The organism is Burkholderia sp. PU8-34, assembly GCF_053427725.1.
Genome location: NZ_JBSAXC010000001.1, coordinates 543,898 through 567,781, shown reverse-complemented (window position 1 = coordinate 567,781; position 23,884 = coordinate 543,898). Strand labels below are relative to the sequence as shown.

Annotated in this window: 22 protein-coding genes and 1 pseudogene; 13 read left to right on the top strand and 10 right to left on the bottom strand. The window is 68.3% G+C overall.

The genetic code is table 11. The features are described from left to right. Positions 1–6 precede the first annotated feature (6 nt). Together ACV22Z_RS02560 and ACV22Z_RS02555 are read left to right on the top strand one after the other, a co-directional pair. Positions 7–927, top strand: a complete 921-nt coding sequence (locus ACV22Z_RS02560) for a LysR family transcriptional regulator (RefSeq protein WP_448074744.1) — start codon at positions 7–9, stop codon at positions 925–927. A 49-nt stretch (positions 928–976) separates the two neighbouring features. Beyond that, positions 977–1,576 (top strand): GNAT family N-acetyltransferase, encoded by a 600-nt coding sequence (locus ACV22Z_RS02555; protein WP_448074743.1) that lies wholly within the window; start codon positions 977–979, stop codon positions 1,574–1,576. Between the two features lie 56 nt (positions 1,577–1,632). Here ACV22Z_RS02555 and ACV22Z_RS02550 read toward each other — a convergent pair whose 3' ends face one another. Both ACV22Z_RS02550 and ACV22Z_RS02545 read right to left on the bottom strand, forming a co-directional pair. Further along, a complete protein-coding gene (locus ACV22Z_RS02550) occupies positions 1,633–2,205 on the bottom strand; it encodes a DUF4142 domain-containing protein (protein ID WP_448074742.1) in 573 nt (190 codons plus the stop codon). A gap of 462 nt (positions 2,206–2,667) precedes the next feature. After that, positions 2,668–3,291: an HAD hydrolase-like protein gene (locus tag ACV22Z_RS02545; protein WP_448074741.1), complete on the bottom strand. Its 624-nt coding sequence runs from the start codon at positions 3,289–3,291 to the stop codon at positions 2,668–2,670. A gap of 161 nt (positions 3,292–3,452) precedes the next feature. Here ACV22Z_RS02545 and ACV22Z_RS02540 point away from each other — a divergent pair, with 161 nt between their 5' ends. Both ACV22Z_RS02540 and dctA read left to right on the top strand, forming a co-directional pair. Then, positions 3,453–4,385, top strand: a complete 933-nt coding sequence (locus tag ACV22Z_RS02540) for a LysR substrate-binding domain-containing protein (RefSeq protein ID WP_448074740.1) — start codon at positions 3,453–3,455, stop codon at positions 4,383–4,385. Further along, a complete protein-coding gene (dctA, locus tag ACV22Z_RS02535; RefSeq protein ID WP_448074739.1) occupies positions 4,382–5,671 on the top strand; it encodes a C4-dicarboxylate transporter DctA in 1,290 nt (429 codons plus the stop codon). Before ACV22Z_RS02540 ends, dctA begins: the two co-directional genes overlap by 4 nt. Positions 5,672–5,765: 94 nt before the next feature. On the opposite strand, the gene ACV22Z_RS02530 is transcribed toward dctA, so the two are convergent. Both ACV22Z_RS02530 and tcuC read right to left on the bottom strand, forming a co-directional pair. Further along, positions 5,766–6,560, bottom strand: a complete 795-nt coding sequence (locus tag ACV22Z_RS02530; RefSeq protein WP_448074738.1) for a substrate-binding domain-containing protein — start codon at positions 6,558–6,560, stop codon at positions 5,766–5,768. A 64-nt stretch (positions 6,561–6,624) separates the two neighbouring features. Then, positions 6,625–7,914, bottom strand: a complete 1,290-nt coding sequence (gene tcuC, locus ACV22Z_RS02525; RefSeq protein WP_448074737.1) for a tricarballylate/proton symporter TcuC — start codon at positions 7,912–7,914, stop codon at positions 6,625–6,627. Positions 7,915–8,144: 230 nt separating this feature from the next. On the opposite strand from tcuC, the pseudogene ACV22Z_RS02520 reads away from it, so the two are divergent. The 3 genes and pseudogenes from ACV22Z_RS02520 to ACV22Z_RS02510 all read left to right on the top strand — a co-directional run. Then, a pseudogene (locus ACV22Z_RS02520) lies at positions 8,145–8,492 on the top strand (ATP-binding cassette domain-containing protein); the annotation flags it as partial. Between the two features lie 105 nt (positions 8,493–8,597). Next, positions 8,598–9,041, top strand: coding sequence for a GNAT family N-acetyltransferase (locus tag ACV22Z_RS02515; protein WP_448074736.1), 444 nt, complete (start codon positions 8,598–8,600; stop codon positions 9,039–9,041). Between the two features lie 67 nt (positions 9,042–9,108). Next, positions 9,109–9,327, top strand: a complete 219-nt coding sequence (locus ACV22Z_RS02510; RefSeq protein ID WP_448074735.1) for a DUF1653 domain-containing protein — start codon at positions 9,109–9,111, stop codon at positions 9,325–9,327. Positions 9,328–9,377: 50 nt separating this feature from the next. On the opposite strand, the gene atpC is transcribed toward ACV22Z_RS02510, so the two are convergent. Further along, complete coding sequence (gene atpC / locus ACV22Z_RS02505; protein ID WP_448074734.1) at positions 9,378–9,836, bottom strand: ATP synthase F1 subunit epsilon; 459 nt, start codon at positions 9,834–9,836, stop codon at positions 9,378–9,380. Between the two features lie 11 nt (positions 9,837–9,847). Continuing rightward, a complete protein-coding gene (gene atpG / locus ACV22Z_RS02500; protein WP_448074733.1) occupies positions 9,848–10,729 on the bottom strand; it encodes an ATP synthase F1 subunit gamma in 882 nt (293 codons plus the stop codon). 301 nt (positions 10,730–11,030) lie between these two features. Between atpG and ACV22Z_RS02495 the strand changes: the two genes are divergently transcribed. From ACV22Z_RS02495 to fabI, 4 genes are all read left to right on the top strand, one after another. After that, positions 11,031–12,092: a phosphate acetyltransferase gene (locus tag ACV22Z_RS02495; protein WP_448074732.1), complete on the top strand. Its 1,062-nt coding sequence runs from the start codon at positions 11,031–11,033 to the stop codon at positions 12,090–12,092. 10 nt (positions 12,093–12,102) lie between these two features. After that, positions 12,103–13,299, top strand: coding sequence for an acetate/propionate family kinase (locus ACV22Z_RS02490; RefSeq protein ID WP_448074731.1), 1,197 nt, complete (start codon positions 12,103–12,105; stop codon positions 13,297–13,299). Between the two features lie 82 nt (positions 13,300–13,381). Beyond that, entirely contained in the window at positions 13,382–14,473 is a 1,092-nt protein-coding gene (locus tag ACV22Z_RS02485) for an alpha/beta fold hydrolase (protein WP_448075145.1), read from the top strand. 20 nt (positions 14,474–14,493) lie between these two features. After that, on the top strand, positions 14,494–15,264 hold the full coding sequence (gene fabI, locus ACV22Z_RS02480) for an enoyl-ACP reductase FabI (protein ID WP_448074730.1): 771 nt from the start codon (positions 14,494–14,496) through the stop codon (positions 15,262–15,264). 270 nt (positions 15,265–15,534) lie between these two features. Here the strand turns inward: fabI and ACV22Z_RS02475 are convergent, their stop codons facing one another. Next, the gene (locus ACV22Z_RS02475) at positions 15,535–16,746 is read right to left on the bottom strand and encodes a winged helix-turn-helix domain-containing protein (RefSeq protein ID WP_448074729.1); all 1,212 of its coding nucleotides are present in this window, start codon (positions 16,744–16,746) and stop codon (positions 15,535–15,537) included. A gap of 359 nt (positions 16,747–17,105) precedes the next feature. Beyond that, positions 17,106–18,491: an MFS transporter gene (locus tag ACV22Z_RS02470; protein WP_448074728.1), complete on the bottom strand. Its 1,386-nt coding sequence runs from the start codon at positions 18,489–18,491 to the stop codon at positions 17,106–17,108. 320 nt (positions 18,492–18,811) lie between these two features. Here ACV22Z_RS02470 and treA point away from each other — a divergent pair, with 320 nt between their 5' ends. Continuing rightward, positions 18,812–20,623, top strand: a complete 1,812-nt coding sequence (gene treA / locus ACV22Z_RS02465) for an alpha,alpha-trehalase TreA (RefSeq protein ID WP_448074727.1) — start codon at positions 18,812–18,814, stop codon at positions 20,621–20,623. A gap of 75 nt (positions 20,624–20,698) precedes the next feature. Here treA and ACV22Z_RS02460 read toward each other — a convergent pair whose 3' ends face one another. Both ACV22Z_RS02460 and ACV22Z_RS02455 read right to left on the bottom strand, forming a co-directional pair. Continuing rightward, positions 20,699–22,186, bottom strand: coding sequence for a carbohydrate porin (locus ACV22Z_RS02460; protein WP_448074726.1), 1,488 nt, complete (start codon positions 22,184–22,186; stop codon positions 20,699–20,701). Positions 22,187–22,320: 134 nt separating this feature from the next. Continuing rightward, entirely contained in the window at positions 22,321–22,590 is a 270-nt protein-coding gene (locus ACV22Z_RS02455; RefSeq protein WP_448074725.1) for a hypothetical protein, read from the bottom strand. Between the two features lie 1,083 nt (positions 22,591–23,673). Here ACV22Z_RS02455 and ACV22Z_RS02450 point away from each other — a divergent pair. Continuing rightward, positions 23,674–23,811 carry a hypothetical protein gene (locus tag ACV22Z_RS02450; protein WP_448074724.1) on the top strand — a complete coding sequence of 46 codons (138 nt, stop codon included), beginning with the start codon at positions 23,674–23,676 and terminating at the stop codon, positions 23,809–23,811. Positions 23,812–23,884 lie beyond the last annotated feature (73 nt).

The following is a 23,884-nucleotide window of genomic DNA, read 5'->3' as shown; positions in this document are numbered from 1 at the left end:
ATATACATGGCTACGCTGACCCACCGCCACATCGAGGTGTTCCGCGCGCTGATGGTCACGGGCAGCGCGACCCGCGCGGCCGAGATGCTCTATACGTCGCAGCCGACCGTCAGCCGTGAGCTCGCCCGGATGGAGCAGATCGTCGGCTTCGCGCTGTTCGAGCGCGCGCACGGGCGGCTGCGGCCGACGATGGCCGCGCTCACGCTGTTCGACGACGTGCGGCTCGCGTATGTGGGGCTCGAGCGCATCGCGGCGACCGCCGCGCGGCTGCGCGAGTTTCGCGACGGCCAGCTGTCGGTGATCGCGCTGCCCGCGTTCTCGCACGCGATCCTGCCCGGCGCGTGCCGGCGTTTTCATGCGGCGCACGCGGGCGTCAGCGTGTCGGTCGCGACGCAGGAATCGCCGGTGCTCGAGGAGTGGCTCACCGCGCAGCGCTACGACATCGGCCTGACCGAGCACGATGTCGCGCCGGCCGGCACCGTGCTCACGCCGCTCTTCGAGGCCGACGAGGTGTGCGTGCTGCCGGACGGGCATCCGCTGCTGGCGAAGGACGCGCTCGATCTCGAGAATCTCGCGGATCGTCCGTTCGTCAGCCTGTCGCTGAACGATCCGTACCGGATCATGATCGACGAAGCGTTCGCGCAGCTCGGCGCTGCGCCGCGCTCGGTGGTCGAGACGCCGTCGGCCGTGTCGGTGTGCGCATTCGTGCGGCAGGGGCTCGGCGCGGCGATCGTCAATCCGCTGACCGCGCTCGATTTCGTGGGGCGCGACCTGCATATCCGGCCGCTCACGCGTTCGTTTCCGTACCGGGTCAGCGTGATCGTGCCCGAGCACCGGCCGAAGAGCCTGCTCGTCGATGCATTCGCCGATGCGCTGCAGGATGAGGCGAAGGCGATCCGGCGCAAGCTTGCCGCGCACCTCGGCTGACGCGCGGCCCCGTATGATGGTGGCTTCGCCATCGTCAACGGAATCCGCCATGTCATCTTCCGCCGCGCCACCCGAGCAGCCGACCCTGACCGGCCCGCACGTCGAGCTGCTGCCGCTGCAGGCGTCGCACGCTCAGGCGCTGCTCGATGCTGCCGCCGACGGGCAGCTCTGGAACCTCAAGGTCACCGTCGTGCCGGGGCCCGACACGATCGACGCGTATGTCGCCAATGCGTTGCAGGGGCGCGCGACGGGCACCGTGATGCCGTACGTGATCGTCGAGCGCGCGACGGGCCGGATCGTCGGCAGCACGCGCTTCTGGAAAATCGACCGCGCGAATCGCAAGCTCGAGATCGGCCATACGTGGCTGAGCGCATCGGTGCAGCGCTCGCGCGTGAACACGGAAGCGAAATGGCTGATGCTGACCTACGCGTTCGACACGCTGCAATGCGTGCGCGTGCAGTTCACGACCGACGAGCTCAACGAGAAGTCGCGCGAGGCGATCCTGCGGCTGGGCGCGAAGGAGGAGGGGACCGTGCGTCACGAACGGATCATGCCGGACGGGCGCAAGCGCAATTCGGTGCGCTTCAGCATCATCGACGACGAGTGGCCGGACGTGAAGGCGAGGTTGCTGGAGAAGCTGGCGAGGTAAGCGCATCGCGCCGCCGCGTCGCGCGCGATGCGCGACACGGCGGCGAGGCGACGCAGTTACTGCGCCGATGCGAGGTGATGACGCTGCGCGAGCTTCTGCGCTTCCGCGTAATGCGCCTGCAGGATCGGCAGCGACTGGCGTGCGACTTCCTTCAGCTTCGTGTCGCGGCCCGACGCGATTTCAGCCTGGAACACCGAGATTGCCTTCTGTTCGCCGCTCAGCGCGACCTGCTCGATATAGGCCTTGTCGAATTCGGCACCGCGCAGGTTCTTGATGCTGTCGAGCGCTGCGGTGTCCGGATCGTTGTGCGGCACGTCGACGCCACGCGGGCTCGCGGCGCGCATCGCCTGGATGATCTTCTCGTCGTCGGTGGCGATGCGTTGCGCGAACGCCTTGACCTGGCTGTCCGACGTGCGCGAGTCGGCAATTCTTGCCGCGTCGTGCTGCGTCGACACGACTTTTGTACCGTCCGTGATGAAGGCCTGATCAGCCTCGTGGATGCGCGTTTCGCCGGCGGCCGGCTTGGCAGGCTCCATCGGTTGCGCGGTCTGCGCGTTGGCGGTCACGGCGGCCAGCAGAAGGCCGGCGGCAGACAGGGCGAGGCGGGTAGCTTTGGGAAAGCGGCTCATGGAACCTCCTTTCGATCGGGTTCGTTGAGGAAACGGATGACGTGATCCGTCGCTGTGCGAGAGACCGGGCGCAGGCCCGGGCCGGTGGTTCGGCTGCCGCTCTGCCGCGGCGGCAATCGCAGGCGTAACCGGCCCGATCGATTCTAGGAGAGGGGTTGGTGCGCAGGTGATACGACGCTGTCGCTTGTGTAACGTTTGGTAAGACGTTTGGGCGCGCGATGGCGACTGTCATCGTTTGTGCGGCGGGCGTCTGCGCAACCGCACGGCAGTACGAAGCTCGAACGACGCACCACGCGCCACGCGCCACGCAGCACGCAGCACGAGTACGCAGCACTCAGCACTCAGCACTCAGCACTCAGCACTCAGCACTCAGCACTCAGCACTCAGCACTCAGCACTCAGCACTCAGCACTCAGCACTCGGTACTTAGGACTTAAGACGTCGCGCGTGCGGCGCGAGTGCGTCACACGATGCCGGGCAGCGCGTCAATACGCGTCAACAGCGGCCTCGCGCAATGCTTCTGCAACGTGTCGGGCGCGGTGTAGCCCCATGCAACGCCCTGGAACGCGACATTCGCGCGGCGTGCGGCGTCCGCATCGCGAATCTCGTCGCCGACGTACAGCATCTCGTCGCTGCGCAGGCCCGCGTCGCGTGCGAGCGTGCGCAGGCGGCGCGCCTTGCCGAACAGCGAGATGCCGCACGCGAAATGGTCGACGTGACGGCAGGCTTGCGCGCCGAGCCGGTCGCGCACCACCGCTTCGGTGTTGGATGTCGCAACGGCGATCCGTACGCCGCGCGCGGCGAGCGACGAGAAGGTTTCCACGACGCCCGGAAACAAGGTCACTTGCGCGATGCGCTGCTGCATCAGGCGGCGCATGTCGATCGTCACTTGCGGCACCTTCCACATCGGGACGTCGAGTGTGCGGAGGATGTCGCGCGCGGACAGCGTGCGCATCACGGCGAGCATGGTGTCGTCGGCGTCGCGGAAGCCGTGCATGCGCGATGCCTCCGACAGCGCCGCACGAAAGCAGCCGAAGGAATCGGCGAGCGTGCCGTCGAAATCGAACGCGATGAGTCGGTAGGTCATGAGTGTGGTGCCCGTGTGGCCGCGATTGTAATCGCTTCGTCAGCTTGCGTGCCGCCACATCGCGGGGGAGCGCGCGATCCGGCGCGTGCATTTGCAGCATCTGCGCACAGGCCCCAGAATAGCCGCACCAATCGGCAATCAGACCAGCATACGGGCAGCGCGTGGGCATCAACTTCGATCTCACCGACTTGCAGGCATTCCGGGCCGTGGTCGAGCTCGGCAGCTTCCGCAAGGCGGCGGACGCCATTCATATTTCCCAGCCGGCGTTGAGCCGGCGCATCGAGAAGCTCGAGGAGGCGCTCGGTGTGCGGCTGTTCGAGCGTACGACGCGCAGCGTCACGCTGACGACGGTCGGGCGCACGTTCGCGCCGAGCGCCGGGCAGGTGCTCGACGATCTCGACGTCGCGCTGCTCGGCATCCGCGACGTGTCGTCGAGCCGGCTCGGCCACGTGACGATCGCGTGCGTGCCGTCGGTCGCGTATTACTTCCTGCCGAACGTGATCGCGCGCTATCGCGCCCGCTATCCGAAGATCCGCATCAAGCTGATCGACGCGAGCGCGAACGAGGTGCTCGACGCGGTGGTGAGCGGCGAGGCCGATTTCGGCGTCAGCTTCATGGGCAGCCAGGAACCGGGCGTCGAGTTTCGCACGCTGCTGCAGGAACGCTTCGTCGCCGCGTGCCGGCGCGACCATCCGCTCGCCGCGAAAAAGCGCGTGACGTGGAGCGAGCTGTACGAATACGACTACGTGTCGGTCGACAAGACGTCCGGCAACCGGCTGCTGCTCGACCAGGCGCTGGCGGGCGTCGCGCCGCGCACGCCGAGCGTGTGCGAGACGCGGCACGTCACGACGATGCTCGGGCTCGTCGAGGCCGGGCTCGGCGTCGCGGCCGTGCCGTCGATGGCGATGCCGCTGCCCACGCATCCGATCCTGACGAGCGTGCCGCTCGTCGATCCGGTCGTCACGCGGCGCGTCGGCATCGTGCGGCGGCGCGCTCGCGCGCTGACCCCGGCCGCGCAGGAATTCCTCAACGCGGTCGTCGCGGACCGCAAGCCGGCCGCGCCCGCCAGGCGAAAGGCCGGAGGCCGTACGTGACGCTGCCGCGGCCGTTGCGGCTGCTGTATGTGCAGGTGTTGATCGGGATCGGGCTCGGCGTCGCGGTCGGGCATCTGTTCCCGGCGGCCGGCGTCGCGCTGAAGCCGCTCGGCGACGCATTCGTCGCGCTCGTGCGGATGATGGTCGCGCCGGTCGTGTTCTGCACGATCGTGACCGGTATCAACGCGGTCGGCGACGGCGCGCGCGTCGGGCGCACGATCGTCGGCGCGCTCGCGCTGTTCTATGCGCTGACCGCGGCCGCGCTCGGCGCGGGCCTCGCCATCGCGTATGCGGCGCGGCCGGGCGACGGGCTGCATGTCGTCGCGAGCCGGCTCGGCCAGCCCGACGCGTCGGCGCTCGTCGCGCACGCGCAGGAGCCCGTGCGAGGCCTCGCGGCGTTCCTGTTGCGGATCGTTCCCGATACGCTCGTCGGCGCGTTCGCGGCGGGCGAGGTGCTGCCCGTGCTGCTGGTCGGGCTGCTGTTTGGTTTCGCGCTCGCGGCGACGGAAGGGCGTGACGGTGCCGTGCATGCGTTTGTCGAAGGGGTCGCGCGCGTGCTGTTCGGGATCCTCGCGCTCGTGATGCGGCTCGCGCCGCTCGGCGCGTTCGGCGCGATCGCGTTCGCGGTCGGGCGCTTCGGCGTCGAATCGCTCGGCACGCTCGGCAAGCTGATCGTGTCGATGTATCTCGCGTGCGCGCTGTTCGTCGCGTTCGTGCTCGCGCCGCTCGCGCGGCTGCACGGTTTTTCGCTGTGGCGGCTGCTGCGCTATCTGCGCGAGGAACTGCTGATCGTGCTCGCGACGTCGTCGACGGAACCCGTGCTGCCGCGCCTGCTTGTCAAGCTCGAGGCGCTCGGCTGCGACAAGGGCGTGGTCGGGCTCGTGCTGCCGGCCGGCTATTCGTTCAATCTCGACGGCACCGCGATCTACCTGACGCTCGCGACGCTGTTCATCGCGCAGGCGTTCGACGTGCCGCTGTCCGCCGCGCAGCTCGCGACGCTGCTCGCGGTGATGCTGGTCACGTCGAAGGGCGCGGCCGGCGTATCGGGCAGCGGGCTCGTCGCGCTGATCGCGACGCTCGCCGTAGTGCCCGATCTGCCGGTCGCGGGCGTCGCGCTGCTGGTGGGCATCGACCGCTTCATGTCGGAGGCGCGCGCGCTGACGAGCGTGATCAGCAATGCGTGCGCGGTGGTCGTCGTTGCGATCTGGCAGCGGGGCTGCGATCGTGCGCGGCTGCGCGAGGTGCTGGGCGACGGTCGTCGGGCGCGGATCGTCGATTCGCGGTGAGCGGGACGTGCGAGCCGATGCGTGACGGCAAGCGGCCCAGCGATCAGAATCGGCCGGCGCGCTGCCGGGTCGGTATCGCGATCCCGGTTTCCGGTCAGCGCGTGCCGCGAACCGAATCGAGCCCCGTCGCCTGCACGACCGGCTGCGCCTGCGGCGACGCGAGATAGTCGAGCAGCTGCCTGGCCGCTTCCGGATGCTCGGCGCCGACCGGAATGCCGCCCGCGAAGCGCGTGACGGACTGCACCGACTCGGGCACCTTGCCGACGTACGTGACGCCCTGCACGGGCAGCAGCTCGCTGACTTGCTGGAAGCCGATCTCGTAGTCGCCGGTCGCGACGACCGACGCGACCGGGATCTTCGGCACCATCGACGCCTTCGGCCTGACCGCGTCCTCGATGCCGAGCTTCCTGAACATCTGCTTCTCGATGTAGACGCCGCTCGCGCTGTCGGAGTACGCAACCGACTTCGCGCGCAGCAGCGCATCCTTCAGCCCGTCGACAGTGCCGATGTCGGGCTTCGGCGCGCCCGCGCGCACGACCATGCCGATCCGCGAATCGGCGAGCTCGACACGGGACGCCGGGATCACCTTGCCCTCCTGGATCAGCTTGTCGAGCGCGTAGCCGACCATGATCAACACGTCGGCCTTCTCGCCGCGGGCGAGGCGGTTCGGAATCGCTTCCTTCGACTGACCCATCGACGGGCCGGAAATCGTGTCGAGCGTGTCGCCGGTCGCGGCCGTGAACCCGGGGCCGAGCTGCCGGTACGCGGCGGTGAAGCCGCCGGAGATCATCACGCGCAGATCGCCTGCGTGGGCGGGGAGCGCGGCGGAGGCGAGTGTCGCGGCGGCGAGCCAGCTTGCCGCGCGGCGGAGGAGCAGTCGGGCGTGCATTGTGCGGGAGTCCATGAGCGGGAGGGGGCGCGGCACGCACGGGGCGCGCCGCGGGGAATGTGTGTCAGGCGGCACGCAGCGTATCGCGTCGGCGGCCGTACAGCATCACCGTCGCGCCGAACGCACACGCGGCGGCGAAGCCCATCCAGTAGCCTGGCGCGGCCTTGTCGCCGGTCGAATGGATCAGCGCGGTCGAGATCGCGGGCGTGAAGCCGCCGAACACGGCGGTCGCGAGGCTGTACGCGAGCGAGAAGCCGGCGACGCGCACGTCGGCGGGCATCACCTCGGTCAGCGCGGCGACCATCGCGCCGTTGTAGAGGCCGTACATGAACGACAGCCACAGCAGCACGAGCAGCATGTTGACGAAGCTCGGCGCGTGCGCGAGCAGCGACAGCGCGGGATACGCAGTCAGCACGTTCAGCGCGGTCATCGCGAGCAGCACCGGGCGGCGGCCGAAACGGTCCGACAGCGTGCCGCCGATCGGCAGCCACACGAAGTTCGACACGGCGACGCACAGCGTGACGAGCAGGCTATCCGCGGTGCTCAGGTGCAGCACCGTCTTGCCGAACGTCGGGGCGTAGACGGTGATCAGGTAGAAGCTCGTCGTCGTCATCGCGACGAGCAGCATGCCGCCGATCACGACCGCCCAGTTGCGTGCGAGCGTCGCGAACACCTCGCGCATCGCCGGGCGATGGCGCCGTTGCGTGTATTCCTCGGTTTCCTGCAGGTTACGGCGCAGCATGAAGATCATCGGCACGATCAGGCAGCCGACGAGGAACGGCACGCGCCAGCCCCACGCGGCGATCTGCGCGGCGCTCAGCCATTGGTTCAGCGCGAAGCCGAGCGCGGCCGCGACGACGATCGACACCTGCTGGCTCGCCGATTGCCAGCTCGTATAGAAACCCTTCCTGCCGGGCGTCGCCATTTCCGCGAGATAGACGGACACGCCGCCCAGCTCCGCGCCGGCAGAGAAGCCCTGCAGCAGGCGCCCTGCGAGCACGGCTGCCGGCGCGAGCAGGCCGATCGATGCGTAACCGGGCACGAACGCGATCAGGATCGTGCCGCTCGCCATGATCGACAGCGTGACGATCAACCCCTTGCGGCGGCCGACCTCGTCGATATACGCGCCGAGCACGATCGCGCCGAGCGGGCGCATCAGGAAGCCCGCGCCGAACACCGCGAAGGTCATCATCAGCGACGCGAACTCGCTGCTCGACGGAAAGAACACCGACGCGATCTGCGTCGCATAGAAACCGAACAGGAAGAAGTCGAACTGCTCGAGGAAGTTGCCGGCGGTGACGCGGAATACGGCGGCGGCCTTCGAGCCGGCCGGGGTGGCCACGGGGTGTGACATCGGGTTGTCTCCGGATATTTCGTTGGACGACGTCCGGGCGAGCCGGAACGATGCGCACATGTTCGTCCCGATCGGCGGCCGCGATAAGTGCATTTTTCCGAACGATTGATGCGTGGGGGTTATCAATCGGCGCGCGCGGGTCAGCTCGTCCGCCGCGGCGCGGGCGGCGGCGATCCTCGCGAAGAACCCGCCGCGACGGCCGGCATCGCCGCTGCCGCCGTCATCGTCTGCGTGTCGGCCTCGGCGACAAGTTCGACGCGTATCCGGAACAGCTGTCGGGCGGGCAGCAACAGCGCGTCGCGATCGCGCGTGCGCTCGCGATGAAGCCGAGTGCGCTGAGGTGCGACGAGATCACGTCGGCGCTCGATCCCGAACTCGTCGGCGAGGTTCTGGGCGTCGTCGAGCAGCTCGCGCGAGACGACATGACGCTGATCATGGTCACGCACGAGATGCGCTTCGCGCGCGCCGTGAGCGACAAGATCGTGTTCATGCATCAGGGCAGGGTGTGGGAGAGCGGCACGCCGGAGGAGATCTTCGAGCGGCCGGGGACGGTGGAGTTGAATCGGTTCCTGCAGTAGGTGAGTAGGGAGGCGCGAATGAGCGGGTTGATGCGCTTGTGGCCGGGTGCATACCGCGGTATCGTCCCGAGGTCGTTGCCCGAGCCACCCTCCCGGAGAACCCACGTGTCCGCCCCTGCTCCCGCCGCGCTGCGCTTCTCGACCGATCACCGCGACCTCGACTGCGACGCGGTCTACGACTTCCTGCATCGCGACGCGTACTGGTCGAAGGGCATCCCGCGCGACGTGTTCGACCGGTCGATCGCGCATTCGTTGTGCTTCGGCGCATACGTCACGGATAAACAAGTCGGGTTCGCGCGGCTCGTCACCGATTACGCGACGTTCGCGTACCTGTGCGACGTGTTCGTCTTTCCGGACGAACGCGGCAACGGCTACGGCCGCGCGTTGATCGACCATGTGTTCGCGCAGGACATGGTTCAGGGCCTGCGCCGCATCATGCTGGTGACGAGCGACGCGCACGAGTTGTATCGCCCGGTCGGCTTCGAACCGCCGGCCAACCCCGAGCGCTTGATGGAGATCCGCCGCCCGGACATCTATTCGCAACGCTGACGCGCGCGGCGCGACCGCGACGCGGCGCTTACAATACGCGCTCTTTGAATCGCCGAAGGAGCGCATCATGACCGAACAGGAAGCCGAACAACTCGCGACCCACCGCCATTACAAGGGTGGCTTGTACCGCGTGATCGGCGTCGCCCGCCATTCCGAAACGGAAGAATCGCTCGTCGTGTACGAGCATCTTTGGCCGCATGCGCGCGGGCTGTGGGTGCGGCCGGAAACGATGTTCAACGAAACCCTCGAAGACGGCACGCCGCGTTTCCGCAAGCTGCGCGACTGAACGGTTACGCCGGCCGGCCGCTGTTGCCGGCCATACCTGGCCAGCTCCACCTAGCCAGCTCCGCCCGGCTTCTCGCCGGATGAACGTTGCTGCATCGCCAGCGCGAAGAAGCGCCGGATCTCGTCCATCAACTCCGCGCGTGCCGACGCAAAGTCGAACGCGCGCCGGCTTTCCTGCGCGTAGCGCCGCCGCCAGTCGTCCGCCGCATGCCGCGCTTCGCGGGCGCGCAGCGCATCCAGCTCCGGCGTGCGCAGCGCGTGATCGGCGATCAGCGTGACGCCGTCGCGGCTCACTTCCAGCACGCCGCCCGCCACGAGGATGCGGCGATGCTCGCCGGTCGGCGCGTCGACGAGCGTCACGACGCCGGGCCGGATCCGCGTGAGCAGCGGCGCGTGCCGCGGACAGATTCCGAGCTCGCCGCTTTCGCCGGGGACGCTGACGAAGTGGGCGTCGCCGGAGTACAGCACCTGTTCGACGCTGAGGATGTCGAGTTTCATCGAGGTGTCCACGTGGCGCTCCTTCAGACGGCCGCCGCGCCAGCGACGATCTCGCACAGCTCGGTGGTGATCTGCGCCTGCCGGGTCTTCTGGTACAGATGCCGGAGGTCACGCAGCATGCGGTCGGCGTTCTCCGTCGCAGTCTGCATGCTGAACATCCGTGCGCATTGCTCGCATGCGTAGTTCTCGACGACGGCCTGATAGAACATGGCCTCCACATAGCGCAGCAGGAGCGTGTCCACCACCGGCTTCGGCCCCGGTTCGTACAGATAGTCGGACGACACGCCGCCATCGGCCGGCTCGTCGCCGTCGAAGCCCGTGACGGGCAGCACCCTGTCGATCTGCGGCTCGTAGGTCAGCGGGCTCGTCAGCCGGTTGTAGCCGACGTGCACCTCGTCGAGTTCGCCGTTGACGAACGCGGTCAGCGGAACGAGCAACGCACCGAGCAGCGCGTCGAAGTGCGGCTCGCCGGCGAGGCTGCTGGCGCGTGCGGTGATGTTCGCGCCGTAGCGCGACAGCGGCGCGACGCCGCGCGCGCCGATCACGCTCAGCTCGCATGCGACGCCGGCTGCGTCCCATCGCTCGAGCGCGTCGATGCACTGGACGAGCAGCCGCGCATTAAGCGGGCCGCACAGCCCGCGATCCGTGCTGACGACGATCAGGCCGACGCGGCGCACCGGTTGGCCCACCGTTTCGCGCCGCGCCATCAACGCCGACACATGATCGGGCCGGTCGCGGATCACGCGCTCGACCATCGCCTTGATCCTCGCCGCATAGGGCCGGAAATCGCGCGCACGCTTCTGCGCGTTCGCCATCTTGGTGCGCGCCATCATTTCCATCGCCCGCGTGATCTTGCGCGTGGACGACGTACTGGCGATTTTCGAGCGGATCTCGCGAATGTGCATGGCTTTCCGGCAGAGAGGGGCGCCGGGCTGCGCCGGCGCGCGGTTGCGGTGCGACGCACGGGGCGGCGCCGAAAAAACATCGCGGCGGCCGGCCGTCGTGCCGTCATGGCGAAATTGATGCTATCGGGACTTCACCTGAAAAGATTGACGAGAATCAAGCGATCAGACGACATCTCCCGCAAGAATCCATTGCGTGTGCAATGTCCGTCCTTCGTTTGCCGAAAGCGAGCGTTGTCACGCATGCGTCACATTCTGTTGCGCATCCTGATCCCCTGTACACGCGACCGCGGAGGTCTTCCCGATGTCCGAATCCCGTCAGCATCAGAAATACGATGCATTGATTGCACGCTGCCGCACGCTTCGTCCGGTGACAGTCGCGGTAGCGCATCCGTGCGACGACGTGTCGTTGCGCGCGGCCGTCGACGCTGCGCGCGCCGGCATCATCGTCCCCGTGCTGGTCGGCCCGGTCGAGCGCATGACGGCGCTTGCCGCGACGCTCGGCATCGACTTGTCCGGCTACCGGCTGGTCGATGCGCCGCACAGCCACGCGGCGGCAGCGCTCGCCGTCGAGCAGGTGCGCACGGGCAACGCGGACGCGCTGATGAAGGGCAGCCTGCATACCGACGAACTCCTCGCGGAAGTCGTGCGCGCCGACACGGGCATCCGCACCGAGCGGCGTCTGAGCCACGTGTTCATCATGGACGTGCCGACCTATCGCAAGCCGCTGTTCATTACCGACGCGGCGGTCAACATCCATCCGACGCTCGAGCAGAAAGCGGACATCGCGCAGAACGCGATCGATCTTGCACGGGCGCTCGGCGTTGACCGGCCGAAGGTTGCGATCCTGTCGGCGGTCGAGACGGTCAGCTCGAAGCTGCCGTCGACGCTCGACGCGGCGGCGCTCTGCAAGATGGCCGAGCGCGGCCAGATCACGGGCGCGACGCTCGACGGCCCGCTCGCGCTCGACAACGCGATCAGCCCCGAGGCCGCGCGCGTCAAGCATCTCGGCTCGGACGTCGCGGGCGATGCCGACATCCTGCTCGCGCCCGACCTGGAGGCCGGCAACATGCTGGCGAAGGAGTTGACGTTTCTCGCGAACGCCGATGCGGCCGGCATCGTGCTCGGCGCGCGCGTGCCGATCATCCTGACGAGCCGCGCCGACAGCGAACGCACGCGGATGGCGAGCTGCGCGGTTGCGGCGCTCTACGCGCATGCGACGCGTCCGACCGGCGCCCGTGCGAACGCCGCGCAGCCTGTCGGGCAAGCCGTCGCGCAACCCGTCGAGCAACCTGTCGAGCTAGCCGTCGAGCAGCCTGTCGAGCAAGCCGTCGCACAGCCCGTCGTGCAACCGGTCACGCAGTGAGGACGCCACGATGCGACATCCCGTTCTCGTGCTGAATGCCGGCTCGTCGAGCCTCAAATTCGCGGTCTACGACACGCTTGAAGACGGTTCGCTCGATGCGGGCGTCCACGGGCAGGTCGATGGCCTGCACACCACGCCCCATCTCGTCGTCAAGGACGCGCACGGCGTCACGCTGGCCGACCGTCCGGTCGCGCAGCCGGGCCACCACGGCGCGATCGAAGCGCTGCACGCATGGTTCGCGGCGCATGTCGGCCGGGAAGCCGCGTTCGACGGCGTCGGGCATCGGGTCGTGCACGGCGGCGCGCGTTTTTCCGCACCGGTGAGGATCGACGACGACGTGCTCGCGGCGATCGCGGCACTGTCGCCGCTGGCGCCGCTGCACCAGCCGCATCACGTGGAGGCGATCCGCGCGGTCAGCGCGGTCGCGCCGGACCTGCCGCAGGTCGCATGCTTCGATACCGCGTTCCATGCGACGGTCCCGGCGCTCGAGCGCGAGTTCGCGCTGCCGCGCGCGCTGACCGCGCTGGGGATCGTCCGCTACGGGTTTCACGGCCTGTCGTACGAATTCATCACGACGGCGCTCGCCGGGATCGACGCGTCATGGGCGCAGCGGCGCACGATCGTCGCGCATCTCGGCAACGGCGCGAGCCTGTGCGCGCTCCAGCACGGCAAGAGCGTCGCGACGACGATGGGGTTCACGGCGGTCGACGGTCTGCCGATGGGCACGCGCACCGGCTCGCTGGACCCGGGCGCGATCCTGTATCTGCTGCGTCACGAAGGATTGTCGATCGACGACGTCGAGCACCTGATCTACGAGAAGTCCGGCCTGCTCGGCGTGTCGGGCATCTCGAGCGACATGCGCGAACTGCTCGCGAGCGACGCGCCGTCGGCCGCGCATGCGATCGACCTGTTCGCCTATCGTGCCGCGCGCGAACTCGGCGCGCTGGCCGGCGTGCTGGGCGGCCTCGATACGCTCGTCTTCACCGCCGGCATCGGCGAGAACGCACCGCGCGTGCGCGAACGCATCTGTCGCGCGGCCGCGTGGCTCGGCGTGGCGCTCGACGACGCGGCGAACGACGCCAACCGCCCGGTGATCTCGGGCGCCGCGTCGCGCGTGACGGTGCGCGTGATCCGCACCGACGAGAACCTGATGATTGCGCGGCACACGCGCCGCGTGCTGGACCGCGCTGCCGTTCCCACCCTGTAGCCCGCCACCTGAGAGACCCATGAAATCCCGCGAATCCACTGCATCTGCGAAACTCGCTCCCGCATTGCCGATCTTCTGGCCGATGGCCGCCGCCGCGACGATGTTCAAGGTCGGCTCGGAAATGACCGCGCGCAATCTGCGCTTCCTCGCGGAGGAGGAGAAGCTGCATTTCGAGCTGCATCCCGCGCTCGCTACCGAAAACCGGCCGCTGCTCGAACTGCGCACGATGACGTTTCGCGACTATTCGATCGCGCCCGGGAACGGGCATGGGCACGGGCACGGGCACGGGCTGCACGGCCTGCCGACGATCGTCGATGCGCCGTATGCCGGCCATAGCGCGATGATCGCCGATTACCAGCCGGGCCAGAGCCTGATGGAGACGCTGCGCAGCCACGGCGTCACGCGCCTCTTCCTGACCGACTGGCGCTCGGCGACCGAGGACATGAAGGATCTCGAGATCGACCAGTATCTCGCCGAGCTGAACGTGTGCGTGGACGAGCTCGGCGGCCGCGTCAACCTCGTCGGGCTGTGCCAGGGCGGCTGGATGTCGGCGATGTACGCGGCGCGCTTTCCGCACAAGGTCGCCAGCCTCGTGCTCGCCGGTTCGCCGATCGACACGGACGCGGGCGACGGCCCGATCAGGCAGATGGTGCACACGTATCCGACGTCGTTCTACGAGGAGCTCGTCGAGATGGGCGGCGGGCTGATGTGCGGCCGCTTCATGCTGCGCGGCTGGAAGAACATGCATCCCGACCAGCACTATCTGGCCGAGCACGTCGACCTGTACGAACATCTCGACGATCCTGACTACCTGCGCAAACGTGAGGTGTTCGCGAGCTGGTACGAGAGCCCGATCAACCTGCCCGGGCGCTGGTACCTGCAGGCGATCGTGCAGCTCTTCAAGGAGAACCGGCTCGCGAAGGGCACGTTCGTCGCGCTTGGCCGCACGCTCGACCTGAAAGCCGTCACGTGCCCCGTCTACCTGCTCGCCGGCGAGGCCGACGACATCACGACGCCGGAGCAGGTGTTCAACGCGCGCGATCTTGTCGGCACACCGGCGTCGCAGGTGACGAGCCAGCTCGTGCCCGGCGGCCACATCGGGCTGTTCATGGGGTCGCGCACGCTGAAGGATGCGTGGCCGGGGATTGCCGCGTGGATCGCGGCGCAGAAGTAGGCGGCTAAGGAGGGGCGCGCATGAGCGGCATCTCGCTGCAGGGCAGGAAAGGGCTCGTCGTCGGCATCGCCAACGAACAGAGCATCGCATGGGGCTGCGCGCGGGCGTTTCGCGCGGCGGGGGCCGAACTCGCGGTGACGTGGCAGTCGGACAAGACGTGGCCGCACGTCGCGCCGCTGTTCGCGCAGCTCGCCCCGGCGATCAGCATGCCGCTGGACGTCGGCCAGCCCGAGCAGATGGCGGCCGTGTTCGATGCGATCGCCACGCGATGGGGCGCGCTCGACTTCGTGCTGCATTCGGTCGCGTATGCGCCGAAGGCCGATCTGCACGGGCGCGTCGTCGACAGCTCGGCGGAGGGTTTCGCGGTCGCAATGGATACGTCGTGCCACTCGTTCATTCGGATGGCGAAACATGCGGAGCCGCTGATGAAGCACGGCGGAACGCTGATGGCGATGAGCTACCTCGGCGCGGAACAGGTCATCGCGCAATACGGCGTGATGGGGCCCGTGAAGGCTGCGCTGGAGGCGAGCGTACGGTATCTGGCGGTGGAGCTGGGCGGGTCGGGCATTCGCGTTCATGCGATCTCGCCGGGTGCGCTGCCGACCCGTGCGGCGTCGGGCATTCCGAACTTCGACGAGCTGCTCGACGATGCGGCCCGGCGTGCGCCGCTGCGATGCGCGCCGGGCATCGACGATGTCGGCGCGCTCTGCGCGTTTCTCGCGAGCGACGCCGCGCGCGCGATCACGGGCGGCACGCACTATGTCGACGCGGGGATGCACGTGCTCGGCTGATATGACTCCCCGTGTCAATTGGGATCGAGTCCTTATGGCCATCGAGACCGACGTGCAGCGTGCTGTCGTCTTCCATGCTGGCCTCCGCAGTGGAAATCGGCGGGTGTGGCCCTGTCCACACCGTGCGGCTCTGGCAGCGATGCTAACCCGCGTTTGATTCCTCGCGGCAGGCCAGCCCCATCTTGACTAGGGCTGCTTACGCCGGCAACGGGCTCGTGCAGATCGCCGGCGCGCCACGCGGCCTTGCGGGAGCCGGCGCAGCCGACGGAATCACGCGCTGGCCAACGCCGCTGCGAGCACTGCCGGCGCATCCCCGACCGTCACCTCCGGCGTGCCGTGCCATGCCGCGAGTTTCTTCACCGCCTTCGCGACATCGTTCGCGAGCCCAGAGCCGATCCGCACGCCCGGTTCGACATGCACGGCTTTCAGTTCGAACGTGCCGAGTGCGCGATGCGCTTTCGCGTCGACCCGGCCGACCAGCCGTCCGCGATGCAGCACCGGCAGGCAGAAATAGCCGTAGCGCCGCTTGTGCGACGGCGTGTAGCACTCGATCGTGTAGTCGAAGTCGAACAGCGTGGATGCGCGCCGCCGGTCCCACACCACCGGATCGAACGGCGACAGCAGCGTCGTGACGGTCGAGCGCAGCGTGTCCGCCTGCGCGTCGGGCAGCAGCGCATCGAGCGAGCGGTGCACCCAGGCCGGCTCCTTCCAGCCGTCGACGCTGACCGGGATCAGCTCGCCCGCATCAGCGAGCGCGTCCAGCTCCGCGCGATACGAGCGGCGCGGCAGCCGGTAGTAATCGGCGACCCAGTCGGCGCGCACGATGCCGAGCGCGCGGCACGTGTAGTCGAGCAGCGCCGGCAGCACGGCTTCGCGCGGCGGCAGGTCGCGCGCGTCGTCCCAGCCGGGCAGGATCCGTTCGCGCACGTCGTACACGCGCTGGAAATTGCGGCGCTCGGCCACCATCAGGTCGCCGGTCGTAAACAGCACCTCGAGATGGCGCTTCTCGGGCTTCCGGTCCCACCAGCCGTTGCCTTTCACGCCGTCCTCGCGCACGAAATCGGCCGAGCGCATGGGGCCGTTCGCGCGGATCCTCGCGAGCAACTGCTCGATGTCCGCGCGGTGCCGGTCGTGCCAGTCCTCGGCGTATTTCCACCCCATGCCCGACGGGTCGAGCATCTTGTAGCGCATCAGGCCGAACTGCTCGATCGGCAGGAAGCACGCCTCGTGCGACCAGTATTCGAACAGCTGCGCGTCCGCGAGATGCTCGTCGAGCCACTGCGGCGCGAATGCGCCGAGCCGGCTGTACAGCACGAGGTACGGGCTGCGCGCGACGACGTGAATCGTATCGATTTGTAACTGCGCCATCCGGCGGATCGTGTCGAGCACGTCGGCCTTGGTGGCCTTGCGGCGCGGCGGCGTCAGCAGGCCCTGCGCGGCGAGATGCAGCGCGCGGGCGGCGGCGGGCGAGAGCGTGAGCATCGGAATGGAGGCGGCGGGTGTGGGTCGGGCACCACTTTAGCGCGATTGCGGCACGCGCGCTTGGCGTGCGTCGGCGTGCGCTCAACGTGCCATTGCGCGACATCTGACAATCGTTGACAGATGCATTGTTCAAGATTCCATATAGTTCGTTCCAGAGCGCGCGGCAACGTGCGCGCCGATTCCGCTTCCGACGCACGATATGTCCATGGCACGCAGGAAGCGAATCCGGGATTCTCAACCCCCAACACGAGACCCGGAGCCCTGAGCGGACATCCATGCGGCTGAGCACCGGCCCCGTGTGGATGTCCGCTGATTTTTTTCCTTTCCGGCTTTCCCGCTTTCCTGCTTGCACTTCCCGATCAGCGCCTGCCGCGCGCGACCTCGTCGCCGGCATTCGGCGGCAGCCGGCGCGTGATCGGAATCGACGCGAACGAGCACAGCCCGACCACGACGAACGCGGGCCAGAAATCCGACCACATCATCTTCTGGTGCCCCTGCGCCCAGTGCGACACGTGCAGCACGAGCCCCGCGACCGTCACGCCGAGCCCGAGCGACATCTGCTGGACGACGCTGCCGAGGCTCGTCGCACGGCCGGCGTCGCGCGGCGAGATGTCCGCGTAGATCACCGAATTGAGGCTCGTGAACTGCAGCGCGGGGAAGATTCCGCCGACCAGCACGATCAGCCAGATCGCCCACGTCGCCATCCCCGGATGGAATACGCCGTACGCGGCGATCGCGAGACCGGCGAACGCCGCGTTGTACATCAGCACCGTGCGGAAGCCGAAGCGGCGCAGCGTGCGGGTGGCCGTCGAACGGCTCACCGCGCCGCCGAGCGCGGACGCGCAGGTAATGAGCCCCGAATGGAACGCGGTCATCCCGAGGCCTTCCTGCAGCGCGAGCGGCAGCAGGAACGGCACCGCGCCGAGGCCGATGCGGAACAGCGAGCCGCCGACGACGCTCGCGTGATAGGTCGGGATCCGCAGGAAGGTGAGGTCGAGCACCGGCCGCTCCTTGCGGCGCGCGTACGGCACGTAGAGCGCGAGCATCGCGCCGCCCGCGACGCACATCATCAGCGCGTTGCCGCGCGTGGTCAGCGCGCCGTCGATCAGCGTGAGGCCCATCAGCAGCAGCGCGGCGCCGCTCGCGGACAGCAGGAAGCCGAACCAGTCGAGCGGGCCCGGATCCGGCTCGTGCGTGTTCGCGATGTGCTTGCTGGCGAGGTAGATGCCGTACAGGCCGATCGGCACGTTGAGGAAGAAGATCATCCGCCAGTGCAGGTACGTCGTGATGAAGCCGCCGACGAGCGGCCCGAACGTCGGGCCGAACAGCGCGGGAATCGCGAGGTAGTTCATCGCGCGCACGAGATCCGCGCGCGGCACCGCGCGGAAGATGATGATGCGGCCGACCGGCACCATCATCGCGCCGCCGACGCCCTGCACGAAGCGCGCGAACGTCAGCAGGCCGAGTGAATTGGAGGCGGCGCACAGCAGCGAGCCGACGACGAAGATGCCGATCGCGGTGCGAAAGACGGAGCGTGCGCTGAAGCGGTCGGCGAGCCAGCCGCAGATCGGGATGAAGACGCCGAGCCCGACGACGTAGGCGGTGATCGCGATGTTCAGCGTGACGGGGCTGTGCCCGAAGTCGCGCGCCATCGCGGGCAGGGCCGTGACGATGATGTTCCCGTCGACGCTTTCCATGAACAACGCACAGGCAACGATGAGCGGTGCAAGAAAGACGGGCGACATGAGCGGGGCGCGCGTAAAGACGCCATTATGCATGGATTGTTGCCGGCGCGTCACGTGCGGCAACGCTTGTTCCGCATGTTGCAACAGTCGTTCTTTTTGCGTCGTCGCGCAAAAAGACGACTGCCGTCCGCGCGCCACGCGACGTGAAGCCGGCGCGACACAGGCCGCGAAACTTGCATGCCGCGCGCGTTTCGTGCGACAGTCGACCGCCACTTGCGGAACATGACGACGCGCATCGGTCGACGGCCATCGACACGCGCGCACCGCGCGAACGGAGACCTCGTGCCGACCCACTCACCACCGGAAGGAGGGGACACGTCATGACGTCACGTCGTGCCGCATCGACTGCATCGCCACTCGCGCCGCCTTGGCGGCGCATCCGCCGGGCCGCCGCGCTGGCCGTCGCGCATCTTGCCATCGCAGGCTGCGCCGCGCAGGACGACAACGCGAGCCAGGCCAGAAACCCGGCTGCCGAAGCAGCGGCCACGTCCGCCGCGACTCGGGATACGACTCCGGCCGCGACTCCGGCCGCGACTCCGGCCGCGACTCCGGCCGCGACTCCGGCCGCGACTCCGACCACGACTCCGGCCGCGATTCCGGCCGCGACGCCCGCCGCGACGCCCGCCGCGACCGCGCTGCTGCCTCCCCCGAGCCAGCTCTACGGCGACCTGTTCGTCGCGGTGCAGACCGCACAGCGCTATCCCGACCAGAAGACCTTCGTCGACGCGACGCCGGGCACCGATCCGGCGACGATCATGCAGTTGTATCGGCAACAGAAATCGCAGCCGGGCTTTTCGCTGAAGACGTTCGTCGACCGGCACTTCACGCCGCCCGTCGACAAGGGCGTGACGCCGCCGCCGAACCAGACGCTGCGCGCGCACATCGACTGGCTGTGGCCGAAGCTCACGCGCACGAGCGCGACGGTGCCGCCGTACGGTTCGCTGATCCCGCTGCCGAAGCCGTACGTCGTGCCGGGCGGGCGGTTCCGCGAAGGCTACTACTGGGACACGTACTTCACGATGCTCGGCCTGCAGGTGTCGGGCCGCGAGGATCTCGTCGACGACATGCTCGACAACTTCGCCCATCTGATCGATACGGTCGGCCACGTGCCGAACGGCAACCGCACGTATTACGCGAGCCGCTCGCAGCCGCCGTTCTTCGCGTACATGGTCGCGCTCGCCGCGCAAGTCGAAGGCGACAAGGTCTACCAGAAGTACCTGCCGGCGCTGCGCAGCGAATACGCGTACTGGATGCAGGGCGAGAGCACGACGCCGCGTGGCGGCGCGACGCGCCACGTGGTCGCGATGCCCGACGGCGCGATCCTGAACCGCTATTGGGACGCGAGCGATACGCCGCGCGACGAGTCGTATCTCGAGGACGTGCAGACCGCAACCGGCGCGTCCGGCCGGCCCGCGAACGACGTGTGGCGCGACCTGCGCGCGGGCGCCGAAAGCGGCTGGGACTACAGCTCGCGCTGGCTCGGCGACGGCAGCACGCTCGCGACGATCCGCACGACGTCGATCGTGCCGGTCGACCTGAACAGCCTGATGTTCCATCTCGAGACGACGATCCGCAGGGGCTGCACGATCGTGCGAGATACGGCGTGCGTCGCCGATTTCACCGCGCGCGCGCAGCGGCGCGCGGCAGCGATCAACCGCTATTTGTGGAACCGCCGCGGCTACTACGGCGACTACGACTGGCAGCGACGCCAGCCGCGCGATGCGGTCACGGCGGCGGCGCTGTACCCGCTGTTCGCGGGCGTCGCGTGGCCGGAGCGCGCGAAGGCCACCGCCCGCGCGGTGCGCAACACGCTGCTGCAGCCGGGCGGGCTCGCCACGACGACCGCGACGACGGGCCAGCAATGGGATGCGCCGAACGGCTGGGCGCCGCTACAGTGGATCGCGATCGACGGCCTGCGCCGCTATGGCGAGCCCGCGCTTGCGAAGGAGATCGGCACGCGCTTCCTGGCGAGCGTGAAGCACGTGTATGCGACCGAAGGCAAGCTCGTCGAGAAATACGTGGTCGAAGGCGCCGGTGCGGGCGGTGGAGGCGGCGGCGAGTATCCGCTGCAGGACGGTTTCGGCTGGACCAACGGCGTCACGCTGAAGCTGCTCGGGCTGTACGGCGAATGACGGCCGCGGGCTGCCGTTGCGAACAACGGATGGCGATGACGGCCCGGCGGCGAAGCACCGCCGGGCCTTCCCGCATCAGAACGTGATCGTCGTCCGCACGCCGACCACCGTTTCGTCGCCGATGCGCGCACCCGGCGCGTTCGGGTTGGGGATGCCGCCCGACGGACGGAAGAAGTGCTGCAGGTCGGCCTGCAGTTGCCACCACGGCGTGACCTGGTATTGATAGGTTGCCTCGACGACCGTCTCCGCGCTGCGCACCGGATAGCCGGGCGTCGTGTACGTGCCGACGGCGCTGTCGAACGCGCTCGCGTGCGAGCCGATCTTCGCGTAGCCGACCGCGAGGCCCGCGACGTCGTTGTCGCGGCCCGCGAACGGCGCCTTCAGCGTGACGCCCGCGTTGATCGCGAGGTCGACGACGTTGCGGTCGCCGGGCGCGCCCATTACGCGCGCGAACACGCCGACCGAGCGCGGGCTGTCCGCCGCCGGGCGCCACACCATCTGGTCCGCGACCGCGTAGAACCCGTAGTTGCCGCGATGGCTCACCGGCACGCCGTTGCTGGCCGGATTCGCGAGCGACAGGCCGTCCGTGCCGTCGCTCAGGTCGTCGAAGTGCTGCGACTGGTACCAGACGCCGAGCTTGTACGTGCCCGGCAGGCCGGCCGGCTGCGGCGCTTTCGGGTCCGCCGGCGGCGCGTTCAGCGCGTACTGCACTTCGCCGATCACGAGCGCGCCGCTGCGCAGGTTGAAGTTCGTGCCGTGCGCGTTGAGCTGCTGCGGATCGCCGTTCAGGCGGCCCGCCGGGTTGCCGTCGAACACGCCGGCCAGCACCGTCCACGAATCGGACGGCTTCACGCGCAGCCGCACGCCGAGCGACGACAGCGGATACGCGGGGCCGCCCGCGGGCAGGTCGGCAGACGGCAGCACGGGCCAGCCGAACGTCGCGTTCATGAACGACGCCGCGTACTGGCTCACCATGAATTCCTGGTCGAGACTCTGCTGGCCGACCTTCACGTCGACCTTGCCGTCGACGAACGCCTGCTGGTACCACAGCTCCCACAGGCGCGTGGTCGAGTTCGCCTCGATGCCGGTGCCGGTCTGCAGCGTCTGCAGATAGCGCTGCGTGAGGTTGGTGCCGTGGATCTGCAGCCCCGATACGTTGAACGTGCCGCCCGGCAGGCCGATCGCCTTGCTCGTGTCGACGTTCAGGCCGAACTGCGTGAGGCCCTGGTACGCACCGCCGCGCTTCGTGCCGCCCGACGTGTTGTACAGGTACTCGCTGGTTTCCGTCAGGTTCAGCGTGACGCCGTGATCGCCGAGCACGTCGCGCAGGCCGCCCATGTTGCCGAGCAGGTTCGAGCGCTCCCAGAAACCGGTGGGCGCCGGCGCGGCAGCATCGGCGGCCGGCGCTTGCGCTGCGGCGGCAGCATCGCTTGCGCCTGCAGCCGGCTCGGCGGCGGGCGAAGCGGATTGCGCGAACGCGGGCGCGGCGGCAAGCGACAGCAGCAGCGTCGCGTACGCGTGGAGGCGGGGCTTGCGCAGCGTGGTTTCGATTTTTTTCTTCATACGAGTTTCGTCGACGGATTGACTAGTGAGACTAATGAAGCAGACCGGTGATGCGAAGAGGCGAAAGGATCTGCGCGGACGGTATGTGGTAACAGCCCGTCCGCGCGGCGATGCCGGGGATGCCGGCCATGCGTTTACGACAGCCAGCCGCCGACGCGCCAGACCTGCGCGAAACCAAGGCGCGACGCAGCCGCGCACAGCAGCGCAACGAGCGCCACGGCGGCCGCCATGATGCCGAGCACCGCGCAATCGAGCGCACGGGTCGGGATCAGCGCGTGCGCAAGCGTGGCACCGCGCCAGTTGCCGACGGCGTGCGCGAGCGGCGAGAGCACCGAGACGAGCGAGCGGTCGCACGCGACATGGACGTATCGCTTGAGTTTGACCGCGAACGATTGAAAGAACATGACGTTGCCTCCGTCCAGTCCGGCGGCGAAGCCGGACGACGTGATGGACCCCGGGCGCGCGCGGTGCGGCCTGGAATCGGCGTTTGAAACGTGACGGAGCGTGCGACGGACGAACCGGCGATGGCCGGCCCGGAAGGAAGCGCGCTAACCCGACAAATGCGAGCTAGCGGCGAAGGACATGCCTCGGGCTGCTGCTATCTCGCGATGGCTTGGCCGGCCTGGACCGGCGTCGAACTGCAACTAGAGCATGTGTCCACGAAGGGACTCCTGTGTTGAATTGCGGCGGATTGTAGTCGCGTCGTTTGCTGCGGCGCAAGTAAAAATCGCACAAAAGTATGCGGGTGTTGCGCGCTGTGTTGCGCACGTATCTCAACGGCCGGCGGCGGCCGGTTCCGACCCGAACGACCGGTCCGCGGTGTCATCGGCAGCGTTCCGCGAACACACCGGCCGTCGGCCGCGGAAGCCCGCGCTGAAAGGTTCTGGCGCGTATTTGCAAGGGCAAATCTTTCAGTGCCGCAACGCCCGAAAAAATATTCCGTAAATGGGGTTTCAAGGGGTTGACTTTGGTTTCGGGCGGTCCATAGAATCCGCCATCTTCACTCTTGGGGCGAACGCCTTGGACGCTTGCAGTAGTCGACCTTCGAACGAGTTTTCCGCCTGAGCGACCGACGTCCGCGCCTTTCGAACGCCGCCGTTTGTCTCCCAGGCAAACGGTGCGCGCAGCAGTAAATCGCAGTAACTCCCTACGTGCACCTTGATTCGTACCAGAAACGGGTGATGCCATCGCGCATGCGCCGTCTGGTTTCGCCGCCGCCCGGCATGCGGCCGCGTTCGCGCACGCCTTTCCCAGGCCTGCGCACGCGGCGTCCCGCACGCAGGTCGGCGGTCAACCGTGTTCTTCCGGAACACCGAACAGGAGCCGCCGTGAACGACAGTGACAGTTGTCCCTTATGCCGCCAGACCCTTCTAAACCCGGGTCGCAGGGACACTCCGGCCGACTAGCCTGACTCCGCTCAGGCGCCGGACTGGCCCCGCGCCCACGACGCGGCGGGCACGCAATGTGCCGCCGCACGGAGCCAGATCATGAACTTCGGCCTTCTGCTGTCGCAACTCCCGCAAGTGACGGAATCGCGCCGCCACTACGACACGATGCTGTCGCTCGATGCCCGTCCGCGGGTATTCGTCCGCCTGCTGAACCGATTGAAATCGTTCGTCCACTGAAGAAGCGCCGCGCGCGCCTCGGCATGCGCACGCGCAGCCGCCGTCATGCGGCCGTACGTGCCTATTCCAAGGT

Coding starts and splice junctions, on each gene's coding strand:
- ACV22Z_RS02560 (WP_448074744.1), top strand. CDS start 7: ATGGCTACGCTGACCCACCGCCACATCGAGGTGTTCCGCGCGCTGATG.
- ACV22Z_RS02555 (WP_448074743.1), top strand. CDS start 977: ATGTCATCTTCCGCCGCGCCACCCGAGCAGCCGACCCTGACCGGCCCG.
- ACV22Z_RS02550 (WP_448074742.1), bottom strand. CDS start 2,205: ATGAGCCGCTTTCCCAAAGCTACCCGCCTCGCCCTGTCTGCCGCCGGC.
- ACV22Z_RS02545 (WP_448074741.1), bottom strand. CDS start 3,291: ATGACCTACCGACTCATCGCGTTCGATTTCGACGGCACGCTCGCCGAT.
- ACV22Z_RS02530 (WP_448074738.1), bottom strand. CDS start 6,560: ATGCACGCCCGACTGCTCCTCCGCCGCGCGGCAAGCTGGCTCGCCGCC.
- tcuC (WP_448074737.1), bottom strand. CDS start 7,914: ATGTCACACCCCGTGGCCACCCCGGCCGGCTCGAAGGCCGCCGCCGTA.
- ACV22Z_RS02510 (WP_448074735.1), top strand. CDS start 9,109: ATGACCGAACAGGAAGCCGAACAACTCGCGACCCACCGCCATTACAAG.
- atpG (WP_448074733.1), bottom strand. CDS start 10,729: ATGCACATTCGCGAGATCCGCTCGAAAATCGCCAGTACGTCGTCCACG.
- ACV22Z_RS02495 (WP_448074732.1), top strand. CDS start 11,031: ATGTCCGAATCCCGTCAGCATCAGAAATACGATGCATTGATTGCACGC.
- ACV22Z_RS02490 (WP_448074731.1), top strand. CDS start 12,103: ATGCGACATCCCGTTCTCGTGCTGAATGCCGGCTCGTCGAGCCTCAAA.
- ACV22Z_RS02485 (WP_448075145.1), top strand. CDS start 13,382: ATGGCCGCCGCCGCGACGATGTTCAAGGTCGGCTCGGAAATGACCGCG.
- fabI (WP_448074730.1), top strand. CDS start 14,494: ATGAGCGGCATCTCGCTGCAGGGCAGGAAAGGGCTCGTCGTCGGCATC.
- ACV22Z_RS02475 (WP_448074729.1), bottom strand. CDS start 16,746: ATGCTCACGCTCTCGCCCGCCGCCGCCCGCGCGCTGCATCTCGCCGCG.
- ACV22Z_RS02470 (WP_448074728.1), bottom strand. CDS start 18,491: ATGTCGCCCGTCTTTCTTGCACCGCTCATCGTTGCCTGTGCGTTGTTC.
- treA (WP_448074727.1), top strand. CDS start 18,812: ATGACGTCACGTCGTGCCGCATCGACTGCATCGCCACTCGCGCCGCCT.
- ACV22Z_RS02460 (WP_448074726.1), bottom strand. CDS start 22,186: ATGAAGAAAAAAATCGAAACCACGCTGCGCAAGCCCCGCCTCCACGCG.
- ACV22Z_RS02455 (WP_448074725.1), bottom strand. CDS start 22,590: ATGTTCTTTCAATCGTTCGCGGTCAAACTCAAGCGATACGTCCATGTC.
- ACV22Z_RS02450 (WP_448074724.1), top strand. CDS start 23,674: ATGAACTTCGGCCTTCTGCTGTCGCAACTCCCGCAAGTGACGGAATCG.